20 protein-coding genes are annotated in these 17,408 nt (G+C 67.2%); 8 read left to right on the top strand and 12 right to left on the bottom strand.

From position 1 onward, the window contains the following. Window positions 1-101 precede the first annotated feature (101 nt). The 4 genes from LGM42_RS18210 to LGM42_RS18225 form a co-directional block, all read right to left on the bottom strand. On the bottom strand, window positions 102-926 hold the full coding sequence (locus LGM42_RS18210) for an OmpW/AlkL family protein (protein WP_059583231.1): 825 nt from the start codon (window positions 924-926) through the stop codon (window positions 102-104). A 73-nt stretch (window positions 927-999) separates the two neighbouring features. Beyond that, a complete protein-coding gene (locus tag LGM42_RS18215; RefSeq protein ID WP_226232815.1) occupies window positions 1,000-2,253 on the bottom strand; it encodes a DUF2957 domain-containing protein in 1,254 nt (417 codons plus the stop codon). Between the two features lie 71 nt (window positions 2,254-2,324). Beyond that, a complete protein-coding gene (locus LGM42_RS18220; RefSeq protein WP_226232816.1) occupies window positions 2,325-3,935 on the bottom strand; it encodes a DUF2957 domain-containing protein in 1,611 nt (536 codons plus the stop codon). 630 nt (window positions 3,936-4,565) lie between these two features. After that, window positions 4,566-4,862, bottom strand: coding sequence for a cupin domain-containing protein (locus LGM42_RS18225; RefSeq protein WP_059583237.1), 297 nt, complete (start codon window positions 4,860-4,862; stop codon window positions 4,566-4,568). A 423-nt stretch (window positions 4,863-5,285) separates the two neighbouring features. Here LGM42_RS18225 and LGM42_RS18230 point away from each other — a divergent pair, with 423 nt between their 5' ends. The 3 genes from LGM42_RS18230 (at window position 5,286) to LGM42_RS18240 (ending at window position 8,580) form a co-directional block, all read left to right on the top strand. Next, entirely contained in the window at window positions 5,286-6,230 is a 945-nt protein-coding gene (locus tag LGM42_RS18230; protein WP_059583239.1) for an ABC transporter ATP-binding protein, read from the top strand. 3 nt (window positions 6,231-6,233) lie between these two features. Continuing rightward, a complete protein-coding gene (locus tag LGM42_RS18235; protein WP_059583240.1) occupies window positions 6,234-6,995 on the top strand; it encodes an ABC transporter permease in 762 nt (253 codons plus the stop codon). A gap of 160 nt (window positions 6,996-7,155) precedes the next feature. Continuing rightward, complete coding sequence (locus LGM42_RS18240; RefSeq protein WP_060316949.1) at window positions 7,156-8,580, top strand: MFS transporter; 1,425 nt, start codon at window positions 7,156-7,158, stop codon at window positions 8,578-8,580. A 67-nt stretch (window positions 8,581-8,647) separates the two neighbouring features. Here the strand turns inward: LGM42_RS18240 and LGM42_RS18245 are convergent, their stop codons facing one another. From LGM42_RS18245 to LGM42_RS18255, 3 genes are all read right to left on the bottom strand, one after another. Continuing rightward, on the bottom strand, window positions 8,648-8,878 hold the full coding sequence (locus LGM42_RS18245; RefSeq protein ID WP_059583243.1) for a hypothetical protein: 231 nt from the start codon (window positions 8,876-8,878) through the stop codon (window positions 8,648-8,650). Between the two features lie 272 nt (window positions 8,879-9,150). Further along, window positions 9,151-9,582, bottom strand: a complete 432-nt coding sequence (locus LGM42_RS18250) for a TA system VapC family ribonuclease toxin (protein ID WP_060316945.1) — start codon at window positions 9,580-9,582, stop codon at window positions 9,151-9,153. Then, window positions 9,582-9,809, bottom strand: coding sequence for a hypothetical protein (locus tag LGM42_RS18255; protein WP_060968405.1), 228 nt, complete (start codon window positions 9,807-9,809; stop codon window positions 9,582-9,584). The genes LGM42_RS18250 and LGM42_RS18255 overlap by 1 nt, the downstream gene beginning before the upstream one ends. Before the next feature lie 316 nt (window positions 9,810-10,125). Here LGM42_RS18255 and LGM42_RS18260 point away from each other — a divergent pair, with 316 nt between their 5' ends. The 4 genes from LGM42_RS18260 (at window position 10,126) to LGM42_RS18275 (ending at window position 13,254) form a co-directional block, all read left to right on the top strand. After that, entirely contained in the window at window positions 10,126-10,515 is a 390-nt protein-coding gene (locus LGM42_RS18260) for a YciI family protein (protein ID WP_059642334.1), read from the top strand. Window positions 10,516-10,666: 151 nt separating this feature from the next. After that, the gene (locus tag LGM42_RS18265; RefSeq protein WP_060316939.1) at window positions 10,667-11,473 is read left to right on the top strand and encodes a DinB family protein; all 807 of its coding nucleotides are present in this window, start codon (window positions 10,667-10,669) and stop codon (window positions 11,471-11,473) included. Then, window positions 11,470-12,210: an alpha/beta fold hydrolase gene (locus LGM42_RS18270; protein ID WP_060316935.1), complete on the top strand. Its 741-nt coding sequence runs from the start codon at window positions 11,470-11,472 to the stop codon at window positions 12,208-12,210. The genes LGM42_RS18265 and LGM42_RS18270 overlap by 4 nt, the downstream gene beginning before the upstream one ends. A gap of 108 nt (window positions 12,211-12,318) precedes the next feature. Continuing rightward, a complete protein-coding gene (locus LGM42_RS18275) occupies window positions 12,319-13,254 on the top strand; it encodes an alpha/beta hydrolase (protein WP_226232817.1) in 936 nt (311 codons plus the stop codon). Window positions 13,255-13,360: 106 nt separating this feature from the next. Here the strand turns inward: LGM42_RS18275 and LGM42_RS18280 are convergent, their stop codons facing one another. Beyond that, window positions 13,361-13,591, bottom strand: coding sequence for a hypothetical protein (locus tag LGM42_RS18280; RefSeq protein WP_059583251.1), 231 nt, complete (start codon window positions 13,589-13,591; stop codon window positions 13,361-13,363). 207 nt (window positions 13,592-13,798) lie between these two features. Then, window positions 13,799-14,698 (bottom strand): hypothetical protein, encoded by a 900-nt coding sequence (locus LGM42_RS18285; RefSeq protein WP_060011993.1) that lies wholly within the window; start codon window positions 14,696-14,698, stop codon window positions 13,799-13,801. 78 nt (window positions 14,699-14,776) lie between these two features. Here LGM42_RS18285 and LGM42_RS18290 point away from each other — a divergent pair, with 78 nt between their 5' ends. Continuing rightward, the gene (locus tag LGM42_RS18290) at window positions 14,777-15,115 is read left to right on the top strand and encodes a helix-turn-helix domain-containing protein (RefSeq protein ID WP_012339501.1); all 339 of its coding nucleotides are present in this window, start codon (window positions 14,777-14,779) and stop codon (window positions 15,113-15,115) included. A 153-nt stretch (window positions 15,116-15,268) separates the two neighbouring features. Here the strand turns inward: LGM42_RS18290 and pqqE are convergent, their stop codons facing one another. Genes pqqE through pqqC form a run of 3 tightly spaced genes read right to left on the bottom strand, consistent with a single transcriptional unit; the run spans window position 15,269 to window position 17,407 of the window. Beyond that, entirely contained in the window at window positions 15,269-16,408 is a 1,140-nt protein-coding gene (gene pqqE / locus LGM42_RS18295; protein WP_060316929.1) for a pyrroloquinoline quinone biosynthesis protein PqqE, read from the bottom strand. 1 nt (window position 16,409) lies between these two features. Next, the gene (gene pqqD / locus LGM42_RS18300; RefSeq protein WP_006480620.1) at window positions 16,410-16,691 is read right to left on the bottom strand and encodes a pyrroloquinoline quinone biosynthesis peptide chaperone PqqD; all 282 of its coding nucleotides are present in this window, start codon (window positions 16,689-16,691) and stop codon (window positions 16,410-16,412) included. Further along, complete coding sequence (gene pqqC, locus LGM42_RS18305; protein WP_059583257.1) at window positions 16,688-17,407, bottom strand: pyrroloquinoline-quinone synthase PqqC; 720 nt, start codon at window positions 17,405-17,407, stop codon at window positions 16,688-16,690. The genes pqqD and pqqC overlap by 4 nt, the downstream gene beginning before the upstream one ends. Window position 17,408 lies beyond the last annotated feature (1 nt).

Here is a 17,408-nt window from a genome sequence, read left to right on the forward strand (position 1 = left end):
ACAAATGGCGGCACGCCGCCAGGAACGCGACCTTCCGGCCGGAACGATCCGGCCGGTTGGTCACAGGAAGCCGCCGGCACGCGTCATGCGCGCCGCTCGGCTCAGAACTTGTAGGAAATCCCGACGAACGTGATCAACGGGTCGGCCTTCAACCGCGTGCGCGTGGTCGCGAGCGTCGAGCCGTCGGCCGCCTTGATCACGAGCGACGAGTAGGTCTTCAGCGGCATGTACGTCAGCGTCGCCGTGAGTCCCCAGTGCTTGTCGATCGCGTAGCTCGCGCCGACGTTGTAGACCGGCGTGAACGACGACGACGCCTTGCCCTCCACCGACGTCGCGCCCGGCTTGCCGGCGCCGGCCGCGAGCACGCTGCCGAGGTTCTCGTTGATGTCCTTCGCGAAGTTGCCGTTCAGTTCGATGTTGCTGAACCAGCTGTAGGCCACGCCGATCCCGACGAACGGGCGAAACCTCGCCGTCGGCGAATTGAAGTAGTACTGCAGGATGATCGTCGGGCTCCACTGCCGCGCATTCTTCACGGCCGGCTGGTTCGCCGACTTGTCCATGTCGACGTTGCCGAGCGCGCCGGCCGGGCCCGGCGGCTTGATCACGCCGTGGCCCGTCAGCGTGAACTCGGGCGGCACGCCGAGCACCGACGTCACCGCGATGTGGTCGGTGAAGAAGTGCGTGAGCGTGAGGCCGACCGTATCGGCGTTGTTGACCGTCAGGCTCGTCCCCGGCGACGTGAACGAACCGGGCAGACGCAGCGGCCCGTTGATCGGCATGTTCGCGAGATTCGTCGTGAGCCCGTTGGTCGAATCCTGCGGCATGATGTGCAGCCAGCCCAGCGTCGCGACGTTGTCGCCCGCCTGCTGGGCCGATGCGAGCGTCGACGCGCCTGCGACGACACCCGCGACAATCAGCTTCTTCATGAACTCTCCCCCTCGTTCCGTCGGGGCGCCGCGTAGTCGCGCGCGGCGCCGCCATGTCTCCATCCACACGCGGTCACTGCACGAACGCGCCGACCGTGAAGTACGGGTTGCGCGTATCGGCCATGTCGAGGAACCCGAACACGCCGCCGGTGAACACGAACTTGCCGGTCGCCGGCCCCGACGCCGCGTCCGCATGCACGGTCGTCACGACGCCCGGCACCTTCTGCGTGTAGTCGAGGTTCAGCGCGCGCGTGAGCGCGGCCTGCGACGCGTTGAACGGATCGAGCAGCGTCGCCTGCGCACCGACGAGCGCGGTCGCGCGGTAGTTGAACGCGCTGTCCACGCCCGTGTACTCGCCGTCCTGCGAACCCTGCGCGATCGCCGTCCGCGGGCTCAGGAACGAGATGCCCGATTCGTCGTCCGCGCTCGGCGGGCCCTGCGTGAGGTCCGCGTTCGCGGCGCCGGTGCGGATGAAGATCGGCACGAGCTGGTTGCGCAGCTTGCCGACGATCAGGATCCCCTTGCCGGCCTTCGCCGGATCGAGCGCGGCGAGCGTCGGCGGAATCTGCGGCTGGTAGTTCAACGACTGGAACGCCGGCGCATCGGGGCGCAGCGTGAACGGCTGGTTCACGGTCGCGCTCGACGCAAGCGGCTGCCCGCCGTTCTTCTTGCCGAAGTTGTCGGTTTCCGTATAGCTGCCGTCCGCGTCGATCGTCACCGTCTGGTCGAGCGCGACCGGCTGGAAGTTCTGCGACGGCACCTGGTGATAGCCGAGCTGGTTGTACGTGCCGGCGATCTTCGTCAGATCGGTTTCCAGCGACGAGAAGCTGATGAACGGGTAGTACGGGAACGTCGTCTTCGGAATCTTGCCGACGCCGATCACGCCGTCGAACTGGATCGTCGCGCCGGGGATCGCGCCGCCCAGCACGCCTTCGCCGAGGAACAGCCGCGCGGGCCGGCTCGGGTCGAGGCTCGCGTTCTGCATCCGGAACGTGCACTGGTTCAGCTTCACCGTCGGCAGCCCCGTCTCGTCGGCCAGCGTGCCGTCGACCACGTTCGCCGGTGCGGTGTCCCGCGTCGGCTGCACGGTACCCGCGGCGGTCGGCACCGGCGATGCGAGGTAGGTCATCCGGTACGTCATCTTCGTCGTGTCGAGCTGTACTTTCACGAGCTCGCCCGACCCGGAGCCGCCGACGAACACCGTGTTGTAATCGATCGTCTGCGGGCACAGCCGGACCACCGGCGCGGGCGGCGGGTCGCCGTCGCCGCCGCATGCGGCCAGCACGGGCGCGAGCGACGCCGCGGCCATCCACTGTTTCACATTCATAGGAATCCTCTTGAAATTCGACTCGCCGGCGGCGACGCGTGCGCCGCCGGTGCTACGTGTTCAATGCGGGGTTACTGGACGAACGCGCCCACCGTGAAGAACGGATTGACCTTGTTGTTGTTGACGACCATCGCGTAGACGTTGCCGGCCGTCACGAGCCAGCCCGTGTCGCCCTTGCTGAAGATCGCCACGTTGCCGTTCGCGCCCTTCGCGTTGAAGTCCTGCGTGGCGGTCACCTTGATCTTGCCGGGCGTGGCCTGCGCATAGTCCAGCGTGAACTGCGAGGTGACCGACGACGTCTGCGGATCGATGAACGCCGCGGTATTGCCCTGGAACAGCGTGGACGTATAGTTCGCTGCCAGCGTCGACACGGCGGTACCGTCGTTGCAGCTTCCGGCTTCCGACATGAACACGCCGTTGACGAACGCACCAGGAAGGTCCGGGTGCGGGACGGACGGATCGAAGCTCGGCCGCGCCAGCGCGATCGCGTTCGGCTGCCCGTTGGAGGTCACGATGCCGCATGCCGATGCGCTGGTCGCGCCGATGTAGCCGCCTTTCAGCGAATTCGCCGCGATCGCGCTGGCCGACGACAGCATCGAGATCCCGACTTCGGCATCCGCGACCGACGCGAGCAGGTTGGTCGGATCGACGTGCGTGTAGCCGACACGAATCACGATCGGCACGCGTACGCCGTTCAGCTTGCCGACGATCATGATGCCCTTCGCCTGACTCGGCGCAATCACGAGCGATGCGCCCTGCCCCGCGACCGGATACACGAGCGTGCCGAACTGGTCCGGGACCGCGCTGCTCACGAACACGTTGTCGGCCGACCCGTCCGCGTTCTTGCGCAGCACCCACGGCGACCCGGTCGTCTGGCACGAGTAGTCGCTGCCCTGGGTAATCGTGCATGAGCCGTCCGCATTGAGCGTCTGGTTCCAGTTGACGACGTCCGGCTCCCAGCCGACCGGCCCGCTCGAGCTCTGGCCATTGCCGCCGAGCGGCGACAGATGAATGCCGACCTCGTTGTAGTTCCCCGCGACCTTCGAGAAGTCGGTTTCCGTTTCGACGAAGCCGATGAACGGATAGAAGTCGAACGTGCGCGACGGCACGGTGCCGAGGAACAGGCCCGGTACGATCTCGATGCCCGGGAACGCGATCGTCGCCCCCGGAATCCCGCCGCCCACCACGCCGTTGCCCACGAACAGCATCGGCGGATCCGCACGGTTGATCGTCACCGCATACGCGCCGTCGCTCGTCGCGCCGCTGTCGAGCACGAACGCGCAGCGGTTCTGCTCGGCCGTCGGAAGATTGGTCGGATGGTGGAACGCGCCGCTGATCGTCAGGCCCGCGCGCGTGTCGTTGACTTGCCCTGCCGAGGTCGGCACCGACGATTCGATGAACTGCATCTGATACGTGAGCTTCGTCGTGTCGAACTTCACCTTCACGTACTCGCCGCTGCCGGCGCCGCCCGTGTACGTCGTCGTGTAGTCGAGCGCGTCCGGACACAGCTTCGTCACGACGGGCGGCGTCGTGTCGGCGCCGCTCGGCCCGCATGCGCTGCCCGAGCACTGCGGCACGGTGATCGGCCCCGGATCGTCGCCGCCGCCGCAACCGGCGACGAACGGCAGCGCCAGCACCGCCCACGACAGGATCGCCTTCCGCCATTCAGGAATGCAAATCATCAACCCCTCCTTTTCAGGTACGACAAGTCTCGTCCGGCCGGGCTGCATGGCCCGCCGGTTGGTATCGCGCCGCCGCACGGACGCGCGGCGCATGATGGTGCGCGCATCGCCGCCGCGATGCCGTTCACGCACATGCGGCACACGCCGCGGCGGCGGACAAGCGCGCTCCCGCGGCGCCGTCATGCGGCACGGCGCCGTCGGAACGATCGAAACGGAAAGTGGCTTGCCGCTACGGCTTTGCCGCTACACGGCGAGGCGACGATGCAGGCACGCGATCCGCGGCGCGCCTGCATTCGGCGAAAAATCGGGAAACGGCAGTCCGGCTGGCCCGGCGGATAGGCGTCTCATGATGTGGTCTCCATACGTACGCTTGATTCGTTATCGTGATGCGTCGTTCGTCGAGACTATGATCGGACCATTCCCACAAGTAAATGGATGCAGAGTTCCAAACGAATGAACCCGCGCAATCCTAGCGTTTGTACGGTATTTAACAGATTTTCAAACGGCCTTCATTTTATTTGCTCAGACAAATACCCGGCCCGTGGAACGCGCGTTTGAACGGCAGCCGCCAATCCTCGCCGAGCCAAGCCGGCCGGCCCTGGGCGGCACGCACGCATGCTGCGGCGCAACTCACACGTCGATGATCGCGAGCGTGCCGTGGCTGCCGGGCAGCACCGCGTGGCGCGTGCCGGCGTGCGCGAGGTACATCTGCCCGGCCCCGACCACGACCGTTTCTCCGTCGACCTCGAGCATCAGCGTGCCGTCGAGCACCAGCAGCCCCTCGTTGTAGTCGTGCACTTCCGCTTGGTAAGGCTGCGCATCCATGCGCAATACCTTGATCCGGGCCGGCCCCACTTCGCCGACGATCGTGGATTTCCATGCGGCGGCCTGTGCGTCCGCCACGGATTTGAAATCGACCAAGGACATGCGCGCCGCTCCCTATCACGATGAAAGAACGCATTATCGCGAGCGCCGCATGTGCCGTCCCGGTACGGCGCGAGGGCCGGCAGGCAGCACAGTCGGTCGGCATGTCGGGCAGCCACGCCGGGCGCGGCCCGATACACGGAAAGAACCCCGATTGTTCGCATCTTTCAACTAAAACATCGAATCATTGGGAAATCCGCACGTAATCCACGCAAATCCGGCACCGACGCTGCCCGACTTTTCCATCAGAATGCATTTCGATGTGCCGATTGCTAATATGGCGGTCCCGCGATCCCGCACCACCCTGCCGTTCGACATGACGCCCGTTCGCCATGCCGTTCCCGGTCCCGGCCGCTGCGCAGCGGCGGCGGCGCCGGGCACGCGCGGCGCCCGCCGTCGCACCGGGCGGCCGTGCCATCCGTGAGCATGCAACCGATCCTTTCCGTCTCCGACCTCTCCAAGACTTACGCGTCCGGCTTCCAGGCGCTGAAGCACGTGACCCTCGACATCCGCCCCGGCGAGATCTTCGCGCTGCTCGGGCCGAACGGCGCCGGCAAGACGACGCTGATCGGCTCGATCTGCGGCATCGTCACGCCGACCGAAGGCCGCGTGACGGTTGGCGGCCACGACATCCGCGATCAATACCGCGCGGCCCGCGAAATGATCGGCCTCGTGCCGCAGGAGCTGACCACCGACGCGTTCGAAAGCGTCTGGGCCACCGTGTCGTTCAGCCGCGGCCTGTTCGGCAAGGCGCCCGATCCCGCGTACATCGAGAAGACGCTGAAGGCGCTGTCGCTGTGGGACAAGCGCGACAACAAGCTGATGACGCTGTCGGGCGGCATGAAGCGCCGCGTGATGATCGCGAAGGCGCTGTCGCACGAGCCGCGCATCCTGTTCCTCGACGAACCGACGGCCGGCGTCGACGTCGAGCTGCGCCGCGACATGTGGAAGCTCGTCGATTCGCTGCGCGAAAGCGGCGTGACAATCCTGCTGACCACGCACTACATCGAGGAAGCCGAGGAGATGGCCGACCGGATCGGCATCATCCTCGGCGGCGAGCTCGTGCTCGTCGAGGAAAAGCGCGAGCTGATGCGCAAGCTCGGCAAGAAGCAGCTGACCGTGCAACTCGAGCACCCGCTCGCGGAGGTGCCGCCGGCGCTCGCGCCGTTCGGGCTCGAGCGCGCGGAAGACGGCGCCGCGCTCGTCTATACGTACGATTCGCAGCGTGACGACGCGAGCATCGCGAAGCTCATCAACGCGCTCGGCTCGGCCGGCATCGGCTTTCGTGACCTGCATACGACGCAGAGCTCGCTCGAGGACATTTTTGTCAGCCTGATCGACAACCGCCGCAACGGCGTGCAAGGAGCCTGACGCATGAACTGGCATGGAATCCGCGCGATCTACCGCGCAGAAATGGCCCGCACGCGCCGCACGCTGATGCAGAGCATCATCGCGCCGGTGATCTCGACGTCGCTGTATTTCGTCGTGTTCGGCTCCGCGATCGGCTCGCGCATCAGCGACGTGAACGGCATCGGCTACGGGTCGTTCATCGTGCCGGGCCTCGTGATGCTGTCGCTGCTGTCGCAGAGCATCTCGAACGCGTCGTTCGGCATCTACTTCCCGCGCTTCACCGGCACGATCTACGAGATCCTGTCCGCGCCCGTGTCGTACTGGGAGATCGTGATCGCGTACGTCGGCGCGGCCGCGTCGAAGTCGATCCTGCTCGGCGTGATCATCCTCGCCACGGCCGGCCTGTTCGTGCCGCTGCACATCCTGCATCCGGTCTGGATGGTGCTGTTCCTCGTGCTGACGGCCGTCACCTTCAGCCTGTTCGGCTTCGTGATCGGCATCTGGGCCGACAGCTTCGAGAAGCTGCAGCTCGTGCCGCTCCTGATCATCACGCCGCTCACGTTCCTCGGCGGCAGCTTCTACTCGGTCGACATGCTGCCGCCCGCGTGGCGCGTCGTCACGCTGTTCAACCCGATCGTCTACCTGATCAGCGGTTTCCGCTGGTCGTTCTACGGGATCGCCGACGTGCACGTGTGGATCAGCCTCGCCGCGACCGCGCTGTTCCTCGTGATCCTCCTCGCGGTCGTCGCGTGGATGTTCCGCACCGGGTACAAGCTGAAGAACTGACGCACGCGTGCGTCGCGCGCGCCGCCCGCCGATGACGCATTTCGGCAAGCGGGCGGCGCTTTTCCTCTGATGCGGCAGTTTGTGGTCGCGTCTACTGAACGTGAAGCATCGGGGCCTCGAGCATGCGCTGCGCGGCCCCTTTTTCATTTCAGAGGACGCCATGCCCGCCGCCACCGCTCCCGCCTCCGCCGCCGCCCGGCTCGAACGCCTGCCGTTCTCCGGCTATCACAAGCGCATCTTCTTCATCATCGCGATCGCGTTCTTCTTCGACTCGGTCGACCTCGGCACGATGACGTTCGTGCTCGGCTCGATCCGCAAGGAGTTCGGGCTGTCGACGGCCGCCGCCGGCCTCGTCGCGAGCGCGAGCTTCTTCGGGATGGTGCTCGGCGCGGCCGTGGCCGGCCTGCTCGCCGACCGGTTCGGCCGCCGGCCCGTGTTCCAGTGGAGCATGGTGCTGTGGGGCGCCGCGTCGTACCTGTGCTCGACCGCGCAGAGCGTCGACGCGCTGATCGTCTATCGCGTGCTGCTCGGCATCGGGATGGGAATGGAGTTTCCGGTCGCGCAGACGCTGCTGTCCGAATTCGTGCCGACCGAGAAGCGCGGCCGCCTGATCGCGCTGATGGACGGCTTCTGGCCGCTCGGCTTCATCACGGCCGGCATCGTCGCGTACTTCGTGCTGCCGCAGTTCGGCTGGCGCACCGTGTTCGCGCTGCTCGCGATTCCGGCCGTGTTCGTGCTGGTCGTGCGCCGCATCGTGCCGGAATCGCCGCGCTGGCTCGAGCATGCGGGCCGGCACGCGCAAGCCGACGCGGTGATGCAGACGATCGAGGCGAAGGTGATGCGCTCGGCAGGCGTCACGACGCTGCCGCCGCCGTCGCGGCTCGCCGAGCCCGCCGCCGCACGCGGGCGCGGCGCGCTGCGCGAGATCTGGAGCGGCGTGTACCGTCGCCGCACGGTGATGGTGTGGCTGCTGTGGTTCTTCGCGCTGCTCGGCTTCTACGGCCTCACGTCATGGCTCGGCGCGCTGCTGCAGCAGGCCGGCTTCGAAGTCACGAAATCGGTGTTCTACACGGTGCTGATCTCGCTCGGCGGCGTGCCGGGCTTCCTGTGCGCCGCGTGGCTCGTCGAACGCTGGGGACGCAAGCCGACCTGCATCGCGTCGTTGATCGGCGGCGGCGCGATGGCGTATGCGTACGGCCAGAGCGCGCTGTACGGCGGCAGCACGACGCTGCTGATCGGCACGGGCCTCGCGATGCAGTTCTTCCTGTTCGGGATGTGGGCGGCGCTGTACACGTACACGCCCGAGCTGTACGGCACCGGCGCACGCGCGACGGGGTCGGGCTTCGCGTCGGCGATCGGCCGCATCGGCTCGCTGATCGGACCTTACGTGGTCGGTGTCGTGCTGCCGGTGTTCGGCCAGGGCGGTGTGTTCACGCTCGGCGCGCTGTCGTTCGTCGCGGCGGCAATCGCCGTGTGGACGCTCGGGATCGAGACGAAGGGCCTCGCATTGGAACAACTGGCGGCAGGCGACGAAGCCGGCGGCGGCAGCCGGTATCCGGCGGCGGCGGCGGACAAGGCGTCCTGATCGTCGCGCGGGCTCTCGGCCCGTTTCGGGCCGGGCGGGTGTTCGGCGCCGTGCCCGGCCGGGCCGGTCAGGCGCCCGAGACGACGAACTCTTCGGCCGCCTTGCGCTGGACCGCGGCCATCACGGCCAGCTCGCGCTTGCTGCGTGCGTCGCCGGACACGACGCCCGTCGCATGCTTCGCCTTCGCACCGAGCGGGAAAAACACGAACGATGCGCCGGCCGGGGCCGCCGGCTCCGCGCGCAGGCGTTTGTTCAGGATTTTCAGGTACTTCTTCTTCGAAACTTCCTTGACAGCCATGGCGCCCTCCGCATGAACGTGGTGCGGACCAGCATACCAGCTTTGCCGAGGCGCTCCGTGACAGTGGTATGCGCCGCCGCGCGCGCTCGTGCCCGTGCATGCCCGCAACGGGCCTGCACCGGCCTCACTGCCGAACTTTCCAAACAAGGGCACGGGCGAAAGGCGCGCTGTTCCGGACGCCGAGGACAAGACCGTCCCGCTGGAAGGCACCGCGAGAAACCGACAGCAACCCGTTCAAGCGTCGCTGCCACGGCGCCCTTTCCGATCGAGCGTCAAGCAATCAGTTCAAGGTGCTTGGCGCCATTCGGCACGGCGTCGACGACCAGGCGCCGATCAAAAGTCGCCAGTTTGCCTTTGTGCGCGCGAGCCAGCGCCAGCAGGTACGTATCGGTCAATTGCGCGGACGACAGCAAACGGGTGGCGTCGACGTGCTGTTCGTCCAGCAAGCTCACGTCGTCCGGCCAGAAAGTGTGACCGGCATGCGACCGCAGTTGCGCGACGAGCGGAGCAACGGACACCGGCGAGCCCATCGTATTCGGGTATTTCGGATTGCCGATGATCCGAAGCACGCCGTTCTCGGTGAGCGGGCAGGTAGACCATGCCGAATGACCTACCCTTCCAAACCATGCATGTGCGGGCTCGTGCTGAACATGCGCAGGATCCAGCAAGGCGATGAGGACGTTGATGTCGAGCAGGTAGGTCATCAAAGTGAATCGTCGCGAAGTTGATTAACGATGTCGGGCGTGACGGGACGTGCCGTCCCGGAGACCGGCATCAACGGCAAGCCGTTGCGGCTCGACTGGTTCGTCGTCGTCCGCTGCAGTGCCGCGCGGGCGAGATCGGAAATAACCTTGCCGATACTCACGCCCGGCTTCGCGCGCTCCCGTGCGAAGGCGAGGACGTCGTCATCAATGTCCAGAGTGGTGCGCATGTCTCTCTCCTGATAGGCATCAAACATCAAGCATCACTATTATATGGCAGACGCATCAGACATCAAACATCCCGCATCAGTGTTGTTGTAAACCTGACGGCGCGCGGCGCGCTTGCCGACCGGATCCACAGCGTGCCCGGTGCGCATGCCGCCCGCGGGAAGAGCGGCGGCGGCCGGCATCGCCGCTTCCATCGCGGATGAAAACTTTTTCCCGCGATGTCGATTCGCGTCGTCGCCGCGCGTCGTGTTGTCGTAACCCTGCGTTTGCCGCCTCCGGCCGGCAGACACCCTCGTTCCCTTTCAAGGAGATAAGACAATGCGCGTCATGGTCATCGTCAAAGCCACCGCCGATTCCGAATCCGACCGGATGCCCGACACCGAATGCATGGCAGAAATGGGCCGCTTCAACGAGGAACTGATGAAAGCCGGCATCCTGCTCGCCGCCGACGGGTTGCGCCCGAGCAGCCGCGGCAAGCGCGTGCACTTTTCCGGCAAGAACCGCACGGTCATCGACGGCCCGTTCGCCGAAACGAAGGAGCTCGTCGCCGGCTACTGGCTCTGGCGCGTGAAATCGATGGAAGAGGCCGTCGAGTGGGTGAAGCGCTGCCCGAACCCGATGCCCGGCGACTCCGACATCGAGATCCGCCCGCTGTTCGAGGCCGAGGATTTCAGCCCCGCATTCACTCCCGGGCTGCAGAAGCCGTAAGCGGCCATCATCGCGGAAATCGACGCGGCAGAAGCCCTGAACCGGGCATGCGGGCGGTGCGGGCGCCGCCCGCATGCGCCCAAATGAGCCGGTTGACGGAAGCCCGTCTAGTAACGTATCGTTTTGTTACGTTACTAGACGGGCTTCCGACATGCATTCCCGTTTCGACCGTTTCCGCTTGACCGCACTCGGCGCGCAGCTCGAAGCGCTGATCGAGCAGCCCGAACGCTATCTCGAGTTCGCGGCGCTGTCGCGCGTCGGCGTCGCCGCGATCGGCGCGATCCAGGACGAGATCGCGCGCAAATTCCCCGAAGTCGAAGCCGACACGACGGCCCGCCAGTTCTGCGGCGCGATGGTCGCCGACGTCATGCGTCGCCGCGGCCATGAGGTCGTGCAGGCGCGCGGGCGGCTCGGCGGTGCGCTGTTCAGTTATGGCGCGGTGTTCAGCGCGCACCCGCAACGGCTACCGTTCGCCGACGTCGTCGCCGCGCTGGCCCGCATGCCGGCCCGGCTGGCCGCCTGCGCGGCGCATGTGCCGGCGGCGCTGGCCACCCGCCGCCCGGCCGGCACCGGCTTCTCGCTCGTCGAACATGCGTGCCATCTGCGCGATCTCGATGCGGTGTTCGCCGCGCGTATCGACGCCGTACGCACGGCCGAGCTTCCCGTGATCGAATCCGTCGACGGCACCGCGCTGGCCGCGCAACGCGACTATCTCGCGCAGCCGCTCGATCTCGCCGTCGCGGCGTTCCGCAGCGGCCGTGCCGCGCTGTGCGCCGCCGCGGCCGCGCTGGAACCGTCGCAACTCGCGCGCTGCGGGCTGCGCGACGGCATCCGCCGCATGTCGCTCGACGAACTCGTGCGCGAGTTGCTCGACCACGACCGCATGCACATGCTCGAACTCGACGAACTGCTCGCCGAGCTCGAATTGCCGCCCCTGCCTTCAGCACACGGCGCATGATCACGCCTACGCCCGTCGTCTTCATTCACGGCTTCATCGGCACGTTCGACGTGCGCGGCTGGAGCGGCCCGCACCTCTGCCCCGACCTGCTCGGCTACGGCGCGCATCGCACCACGCCGCCCGACGCGATCTCGCTTGCCGCGCAGGTCGAGCACGTGCGGCACACCGTCGATACGCACTTCGGCATGGAGCCGGTCGACGTCGTCGGCCATTCGGTCGGCGGCGCGATCGCCATGCTGTTCGCGCACGCGCACCCCGAACGCGTGCGGCGCATCGTCAACGTCGAAGGCAATTTCACGCTGGACGATGCATTCTGGTCGGCCTCGGTCGGCCGCATGACGCCCGACGAAGCCGATGCGATGCTCGACGGCCTGCGCGCGGCCCCGCTCGACTGGCTGCGCGGCGCGATCGACGACCCGTCGCCGGACCAGCTCGCCGACGCACGCCGCTGGCTTGCGCATCAGCCGGCATCGACGCTGCGCGCGATGGGCCGATCGGTGGTCGAGACGACGGGCGCGGCGGGCTACCTGCCGGCGCTCGCGCAAGTGTTCGAGCGTCATCCCGTCTGGCTGATCGCCGGCGAACGCTCGCGCGCGGGCTGGCATGTGCCCGCCCACGCGCTCGCTCGCTGCGCCGGCTTCGACACCATCGCCGGCTGCGGGCACCTGATCGCGGCCGAGCGGCCTGACGCGTTTCGCGCCACCATCGCACGCATCGTATGCGAGCCGCCCGCCTGACAACCCGTAGGATTCGCCGAAATATGGTTGAAAGGCACGGTTGCTAGAGTCGCCGGAACAGGGTTTTCCCGGCATCCGGCCGGACTGGATCGACACATGCGAGGATCGATGAACCTGGCACGTACCTTCTGGCTGCTCCTGCTGCTCGCCGTCACGAGCCCTGCCTTCGCATTTCATGCGCGGGTCGTCGCGATTCCGAGCGCCGCGATGAGCGAAACGCTGAAGGCCACCATCGTGCTGCCCGACGATTACGCGCGCGACCACCACGGCGAACGCTATCCCGTCGTCTATCTGCTACACGGCTCGGGCGGCGACCATACCGACTGGACGTCGAACACGCACATCGCCGCGCTCGCCGACCGCTACCGCGTGATCCTCGTGATGCCCGACGGCGGACACGAAAGCTGGTACATCGACAGCCCGTTCGATTCGGGCAGCCGCTACGAAACCTTCGTCGGCGACGAAGTCGTGTCCTATGTCGACCTGCATTTCCGCACGATCGCGGCCCAGCACGCACGCGCGATCACCGGGCTCAGCATGGGCGGCTTCGGCGCGCTGCGCATCGCGCTCGACCGGCCCGACACGTTCGGTGCGGTCGGCAGCATCAGCGGCGCGGTCGACCCGCGCTGCTGCGCGAACGAGCCGGGCATCGACCACGTGTTCGGCGATCCCGGCCGCCATCCGTCGTTCTGGAACCGCAACGTGATCGTCGAAAACGCGCGGGCGTTCGTGCGCGCGCATCTCGACCTGACGATCGATTGCGGCCGCGACGATGCCTTCGTCGGCTCGAACCGCACGCTGCACGAACGGCTCGTCGCGCTCGGCGTGCCGCACGACTATGCGGAGCGCCCGGGCGGCCATACGTGGGATTACTGGGCGAATGCGATCCGCTACCAGATGCGGTTCTTCGCAACCTCGTTCCAGCATCGCGGCTACGCGTCGCGCGCCGCGCCATCCGCGCCGTCCGCACCGGACATCACCCGTGCGGGCCGACGCACGGCAACCGCTCAAGGCGACTATCCGGCCGAAGGCCGCAAGGCCTGACGTCGAGAATCGAAACGGGGTGACGAACCGGCATGCCGCGCAACGCGCCCGGCAGGAAGATGAACGCGCGTCGCACGACGCGCGAAAAAGAGAAACGACGAAGCCGTCAGTTGCCGTGCGCGGTATCCGCGCCGACGACGCGATCGAAGAATTCCTGTGCACGCGCCAGCTCGTCGAGCGCGCGATCGAGACGCGACATCGCGCGTGCGTAGTGGGCCGACGAGCCGTCGTCGTCGCTTTCGCCGCGCACGGCGCGAAACGCCTGATCGACGTTGCGCGTCGCTTCGACGAAGCGTTGTGCGGCCCGCGCTTCCCGCGAACGGATATGGGTCGACATCGACACTCCTCCCTCAGGATTGCAGTGTGAAGCACGCCGACGCCCAGTGTGCGTGGTACGCATGTCGGCGGCGTGAACCACGACCCGTCGCATGTCGACGCATCGGCCGCCGCGCCGCGCGCTTCGTGCCGATTGTCGCGCCGCGCTCGCCGATCCGCTACGGCGAGATTGCAACAAATTCTTGCGCGAACGGCTTCGCGTGGGTCGTCACGCGCGCCCGATGCGCGGATGCGCCAGCCCCGCGAACGCGGCCGCCTCGCCCGGCGACAGGTCGAACAGATCGCCGGTGAGATCGCGCGGATGCTCGACCGCCGGCCGGTGGCGCATGCGCGCGACATGCGTGGGCGCCACATACGCGGCCGCCGTTTCGAGCGGTGGCACGTCGAACAGATCGCGCGTGACGCCGCGCACGGCGTCCGTCGGCGAACGGCCGCGCAAGCGCGCGACCAGTTCGACGAAGCGATCGAAATCGCCCGCGCGCGTGGCCTTGTTCACTTCCGCGAGATCGCGCGCCTTCAGCACGCACGGCTGCGCCAGCCGCACGAAATACGGCGCTTCGAGCTCGACCGACAGCGCGAGCGGATAGCTCTTGCCCGTCTGTTCCTTCGCACGCCCGACGCAGTCGACCACGGCCGCACCCTGTGCGGCGCCCAGCGGCTTGCCGGTGCTCACGCTGCGCAGGTGATCGGGAAACACGCGCAACTGCGTGCCGACCGTCAGCGCGGTGGACGACGCGCACACGAGCGCGTAGTGCTGCTCGCGACGCCGGCCGGACGGCAGCGTCGAGCGGCTGGCGATGAACGTATGCGGCGGCAACGGCCGCACCTGCCCGCCTGCGTCGACCCACGCATTCCACAGCAATGCGTCCTTGCGCTCGCCCGCGCGCGGACGCGACGCGACCGGCGAGAACAGCGCGAGCAGCGAACCGGTGCGATGCGCGGCGACTTGCGCGCTGTTGCCGAGCGGCTGGTTGATGCCCCACAGAAAACGCCCGCCTCCGAGCCGGCGCTCCCATTCCTTGCGGAGTACGACGGTCGGCAGCTCCTCGCCGGACTCGGTGCCGATCTTGGTCCAGCAGAACGTGGGAGGGAGGTGTTTCAGTGTCATCAACTTTCTCGGGATACAGCCTCGCTGCTGACAGCAAGCCCATTCAACAGCCGTAACTGTATAGGTATAATGCATCGCATGGAAGCCCCGGACCAAGATTTTCCCGTTCAAGACCTGTTGCGCCGCCTGATGGCGGATACACGCTCGTCCAGCGAAATCGCGCGGCTTTCCGGGGTCAGCCAGCCTACCGTGTCGCGCCTTCGGTTGTCGAACGGGCGCCGGCTGCGCCGCAGCGCGCCATTCAATAAGCTATGCAGTTTCTATGGTGTCGATACGGAGCCGTCGCGCCGCCGGTACAACGATCTGCTGCGCGACGCGATCGTCGACGCGTGGGACGGGTCGGACGAGCACGGGCGCGCGCTGCTGGTCGTGATTCAGGGGCTGAAGGATTTGCAGGCGAAGGCGGATGACGGGTGATGGCGCGCGCGTGCGCGGTCATTCATCGAGATTGAATGCGGTGGGTACGCGCGCCCGCATCGGCGGCGGCGGCGCGCCGTTTTCTCCCCTGCGCGGCGCGGCGGCGCGCGAGCACCGCGTCGCGCGCCGCTGCCTTCGTCCTGACCGCGCGCCTCAGCGCTCGCACGCCGCGTCGCATTGCGCGTGCGAATTCTCCTTGCTGCGAAACACCAACGGCTGTTCGGCGATCGGCGCGCGACGTCGCGCGAACTGCACGGCCTGTTCGACCTGGCCGTGATGGGCGGACTTCGCGCACACCGGATCGGCCTCCTTCGGGTCGCCGGCCAGCAGGTAGGCCTGACACCGGCAGCCGCCGTGATCCGTATGCCGCTCGTCGCACGTGCGGCACGGCTCGCGCATCCAGTCGTCGCCGCGAAACGCGTTGAACGCGTCGCTGTCGTACCAGATTTCCCGCAGCGACCGGTCGCGCACGTTCGGCAACGCGAGCCCCGGCAGCGACCGCGCGGCATGGCACGGCAGCGCGGTGCCGTCCGGCGCGACACCGAGAAACACCGAGCCCCAGCCGTTCATGCACGCTTTCGGGCGGCGCTCGAAATAGTCGGGCACGACGAACAGGATCTTGCAGCGCTCGCCGATCAGCTTGCGATAGCGGTTGACCGTGTCCTCGGCCTCGCGCACCTGCTCGACGGTCGGCATCAGTTGATCGCGATTGAGCATCGCCCAGCCGTAATACTGCGTGTTCGCGAGCTCCAGGTAATCGGCGCCGAGATCGAGCGCCATCTCGATGATCTGCCCCACGTGCGGCAGGTTGTAGCGATGCAGCACGCAGTTGAGCACCATCGGGTAGCCGTGCGCCTTGATCAGGCGCGCCACGTCGCGTTTCAGTTCGAACGTACGCGTGCTGGTCAGGAAATCGTTCAGCTCGCGCGTCGAATCCTGCAGCGACAACTGAATATGATCGAGCCCGGCGGCCTTGAGCCGCTCGATGCGCGCGACGTTCAGCCCGATGCCCGACGTGATCAGGTTCGTATAGAAGCCGAGCCCGCGCGCATGCGCGACGAGCGTCTCGAGGTCGCCGCGCTGCAGCGGCTCGCCGCCCGAGAAGCCGATTTGCGCGGCGCCGAGCGCGCGCGCGTCGCTGATGACCGTGCGCCACGCGTCGGTGTCCAGTTCCGCGCCGTGCGTCGCGAAATCGACCGGGTTGTAGCAGAACGCGCAGTGCAGCGGGCAGCGGTACGTGAGTTCCGCGAGCAGCCACAGTGGCGCGGACGGACGGGAAGTGTCGGGCGCCATGTCAGTCGAGCCAGCCGCGCAGTCGCGCATGATCGAGGAAGCGGTAGACGTCGGTCGCGAGATCGGATTGCATGAACAGGCGCTCGAGCTCGCCGATGATGTCGTCCAGTTCGCGCGTGCCGTCGCAGCGCGCGAGTATCTCCCCCGCGCTCGGATTGAGCTTGACCATGCCCTCCGGATAGAGGAGCACGTACGCATCCTGGGCCGCCTCCCATTGCAGGCGGTACATGCCCCTGAGGCAGGGGCGCAGCGGCACGCCGCTGGCGGCTTCGATCGCGTTCATAGCGGATAGGCCTTTTCGACGGCGTCGAGCATCGACCACAGGATGTCGAGCTTGAATTGCAGGATGCCGAGCGCGCGCTGCTGCGCGTCCGGTGTCGTGAAATGCTCCAACGTGACCGCGAGCCCGTGCTCGACGTCGCGTTGCGCGAGCGGCACGCGGCTGCGGAAATAATGCAGTCCGGCCGGCTCGATCCACGGGTAATGCGACGGCCAGCCCGCGAGCCGGTCGAGATGGATCTGCGGCGCGAACATCTCGGTCAGCGACGAGCACACGGCTTCCTGCCACGGCGCGCGCCGCGCGAAGTTCACGTACGCATCCACCGCGAAACGCACGCCGGGCAGCACGTGTTCGAGCGACCATAGCTCGTCGCGCGTCAGACCGCATGCCTCGCCGAGCCGCACCCACGCCTCGATGCCGCCTTCGTTGTCGCCCTGCCCGTCGTGGTCGATCAGCCGCTGGATCCAGCGGCGCCGCGTCTCGCGGTCGGGACAGTTCGACAGGATCGCCGCATCCTTGAGCGGAATGCAGATCTGGTAATAGAAGCGGTTCGCGACCCAGCCGCGGATCTGCGTGGGCGAACAGGCGCCGCTGTTGAGCCGCCGGTTGAACGGGTGATGGATGTGATAGCGCGATTCGAGCGCACGCAGGCGCGCCTCGAATTCGGTCGCGGTCCAGGGCGTCGCGTGCAACGCCGTAGCGGGGATCGGTGCGTTCATC

Origin of the sequence: Burkholderia sp. AU39826, assembly GCF_020419965.1 — a bacterium.
Taxonomy (GTDB): Bacteria; Pseudomonadota; Gammaproteobacteria; order Burkholderiales; family Burkholderiaceae; genus Burkholderia; species Burkholderia semiarida.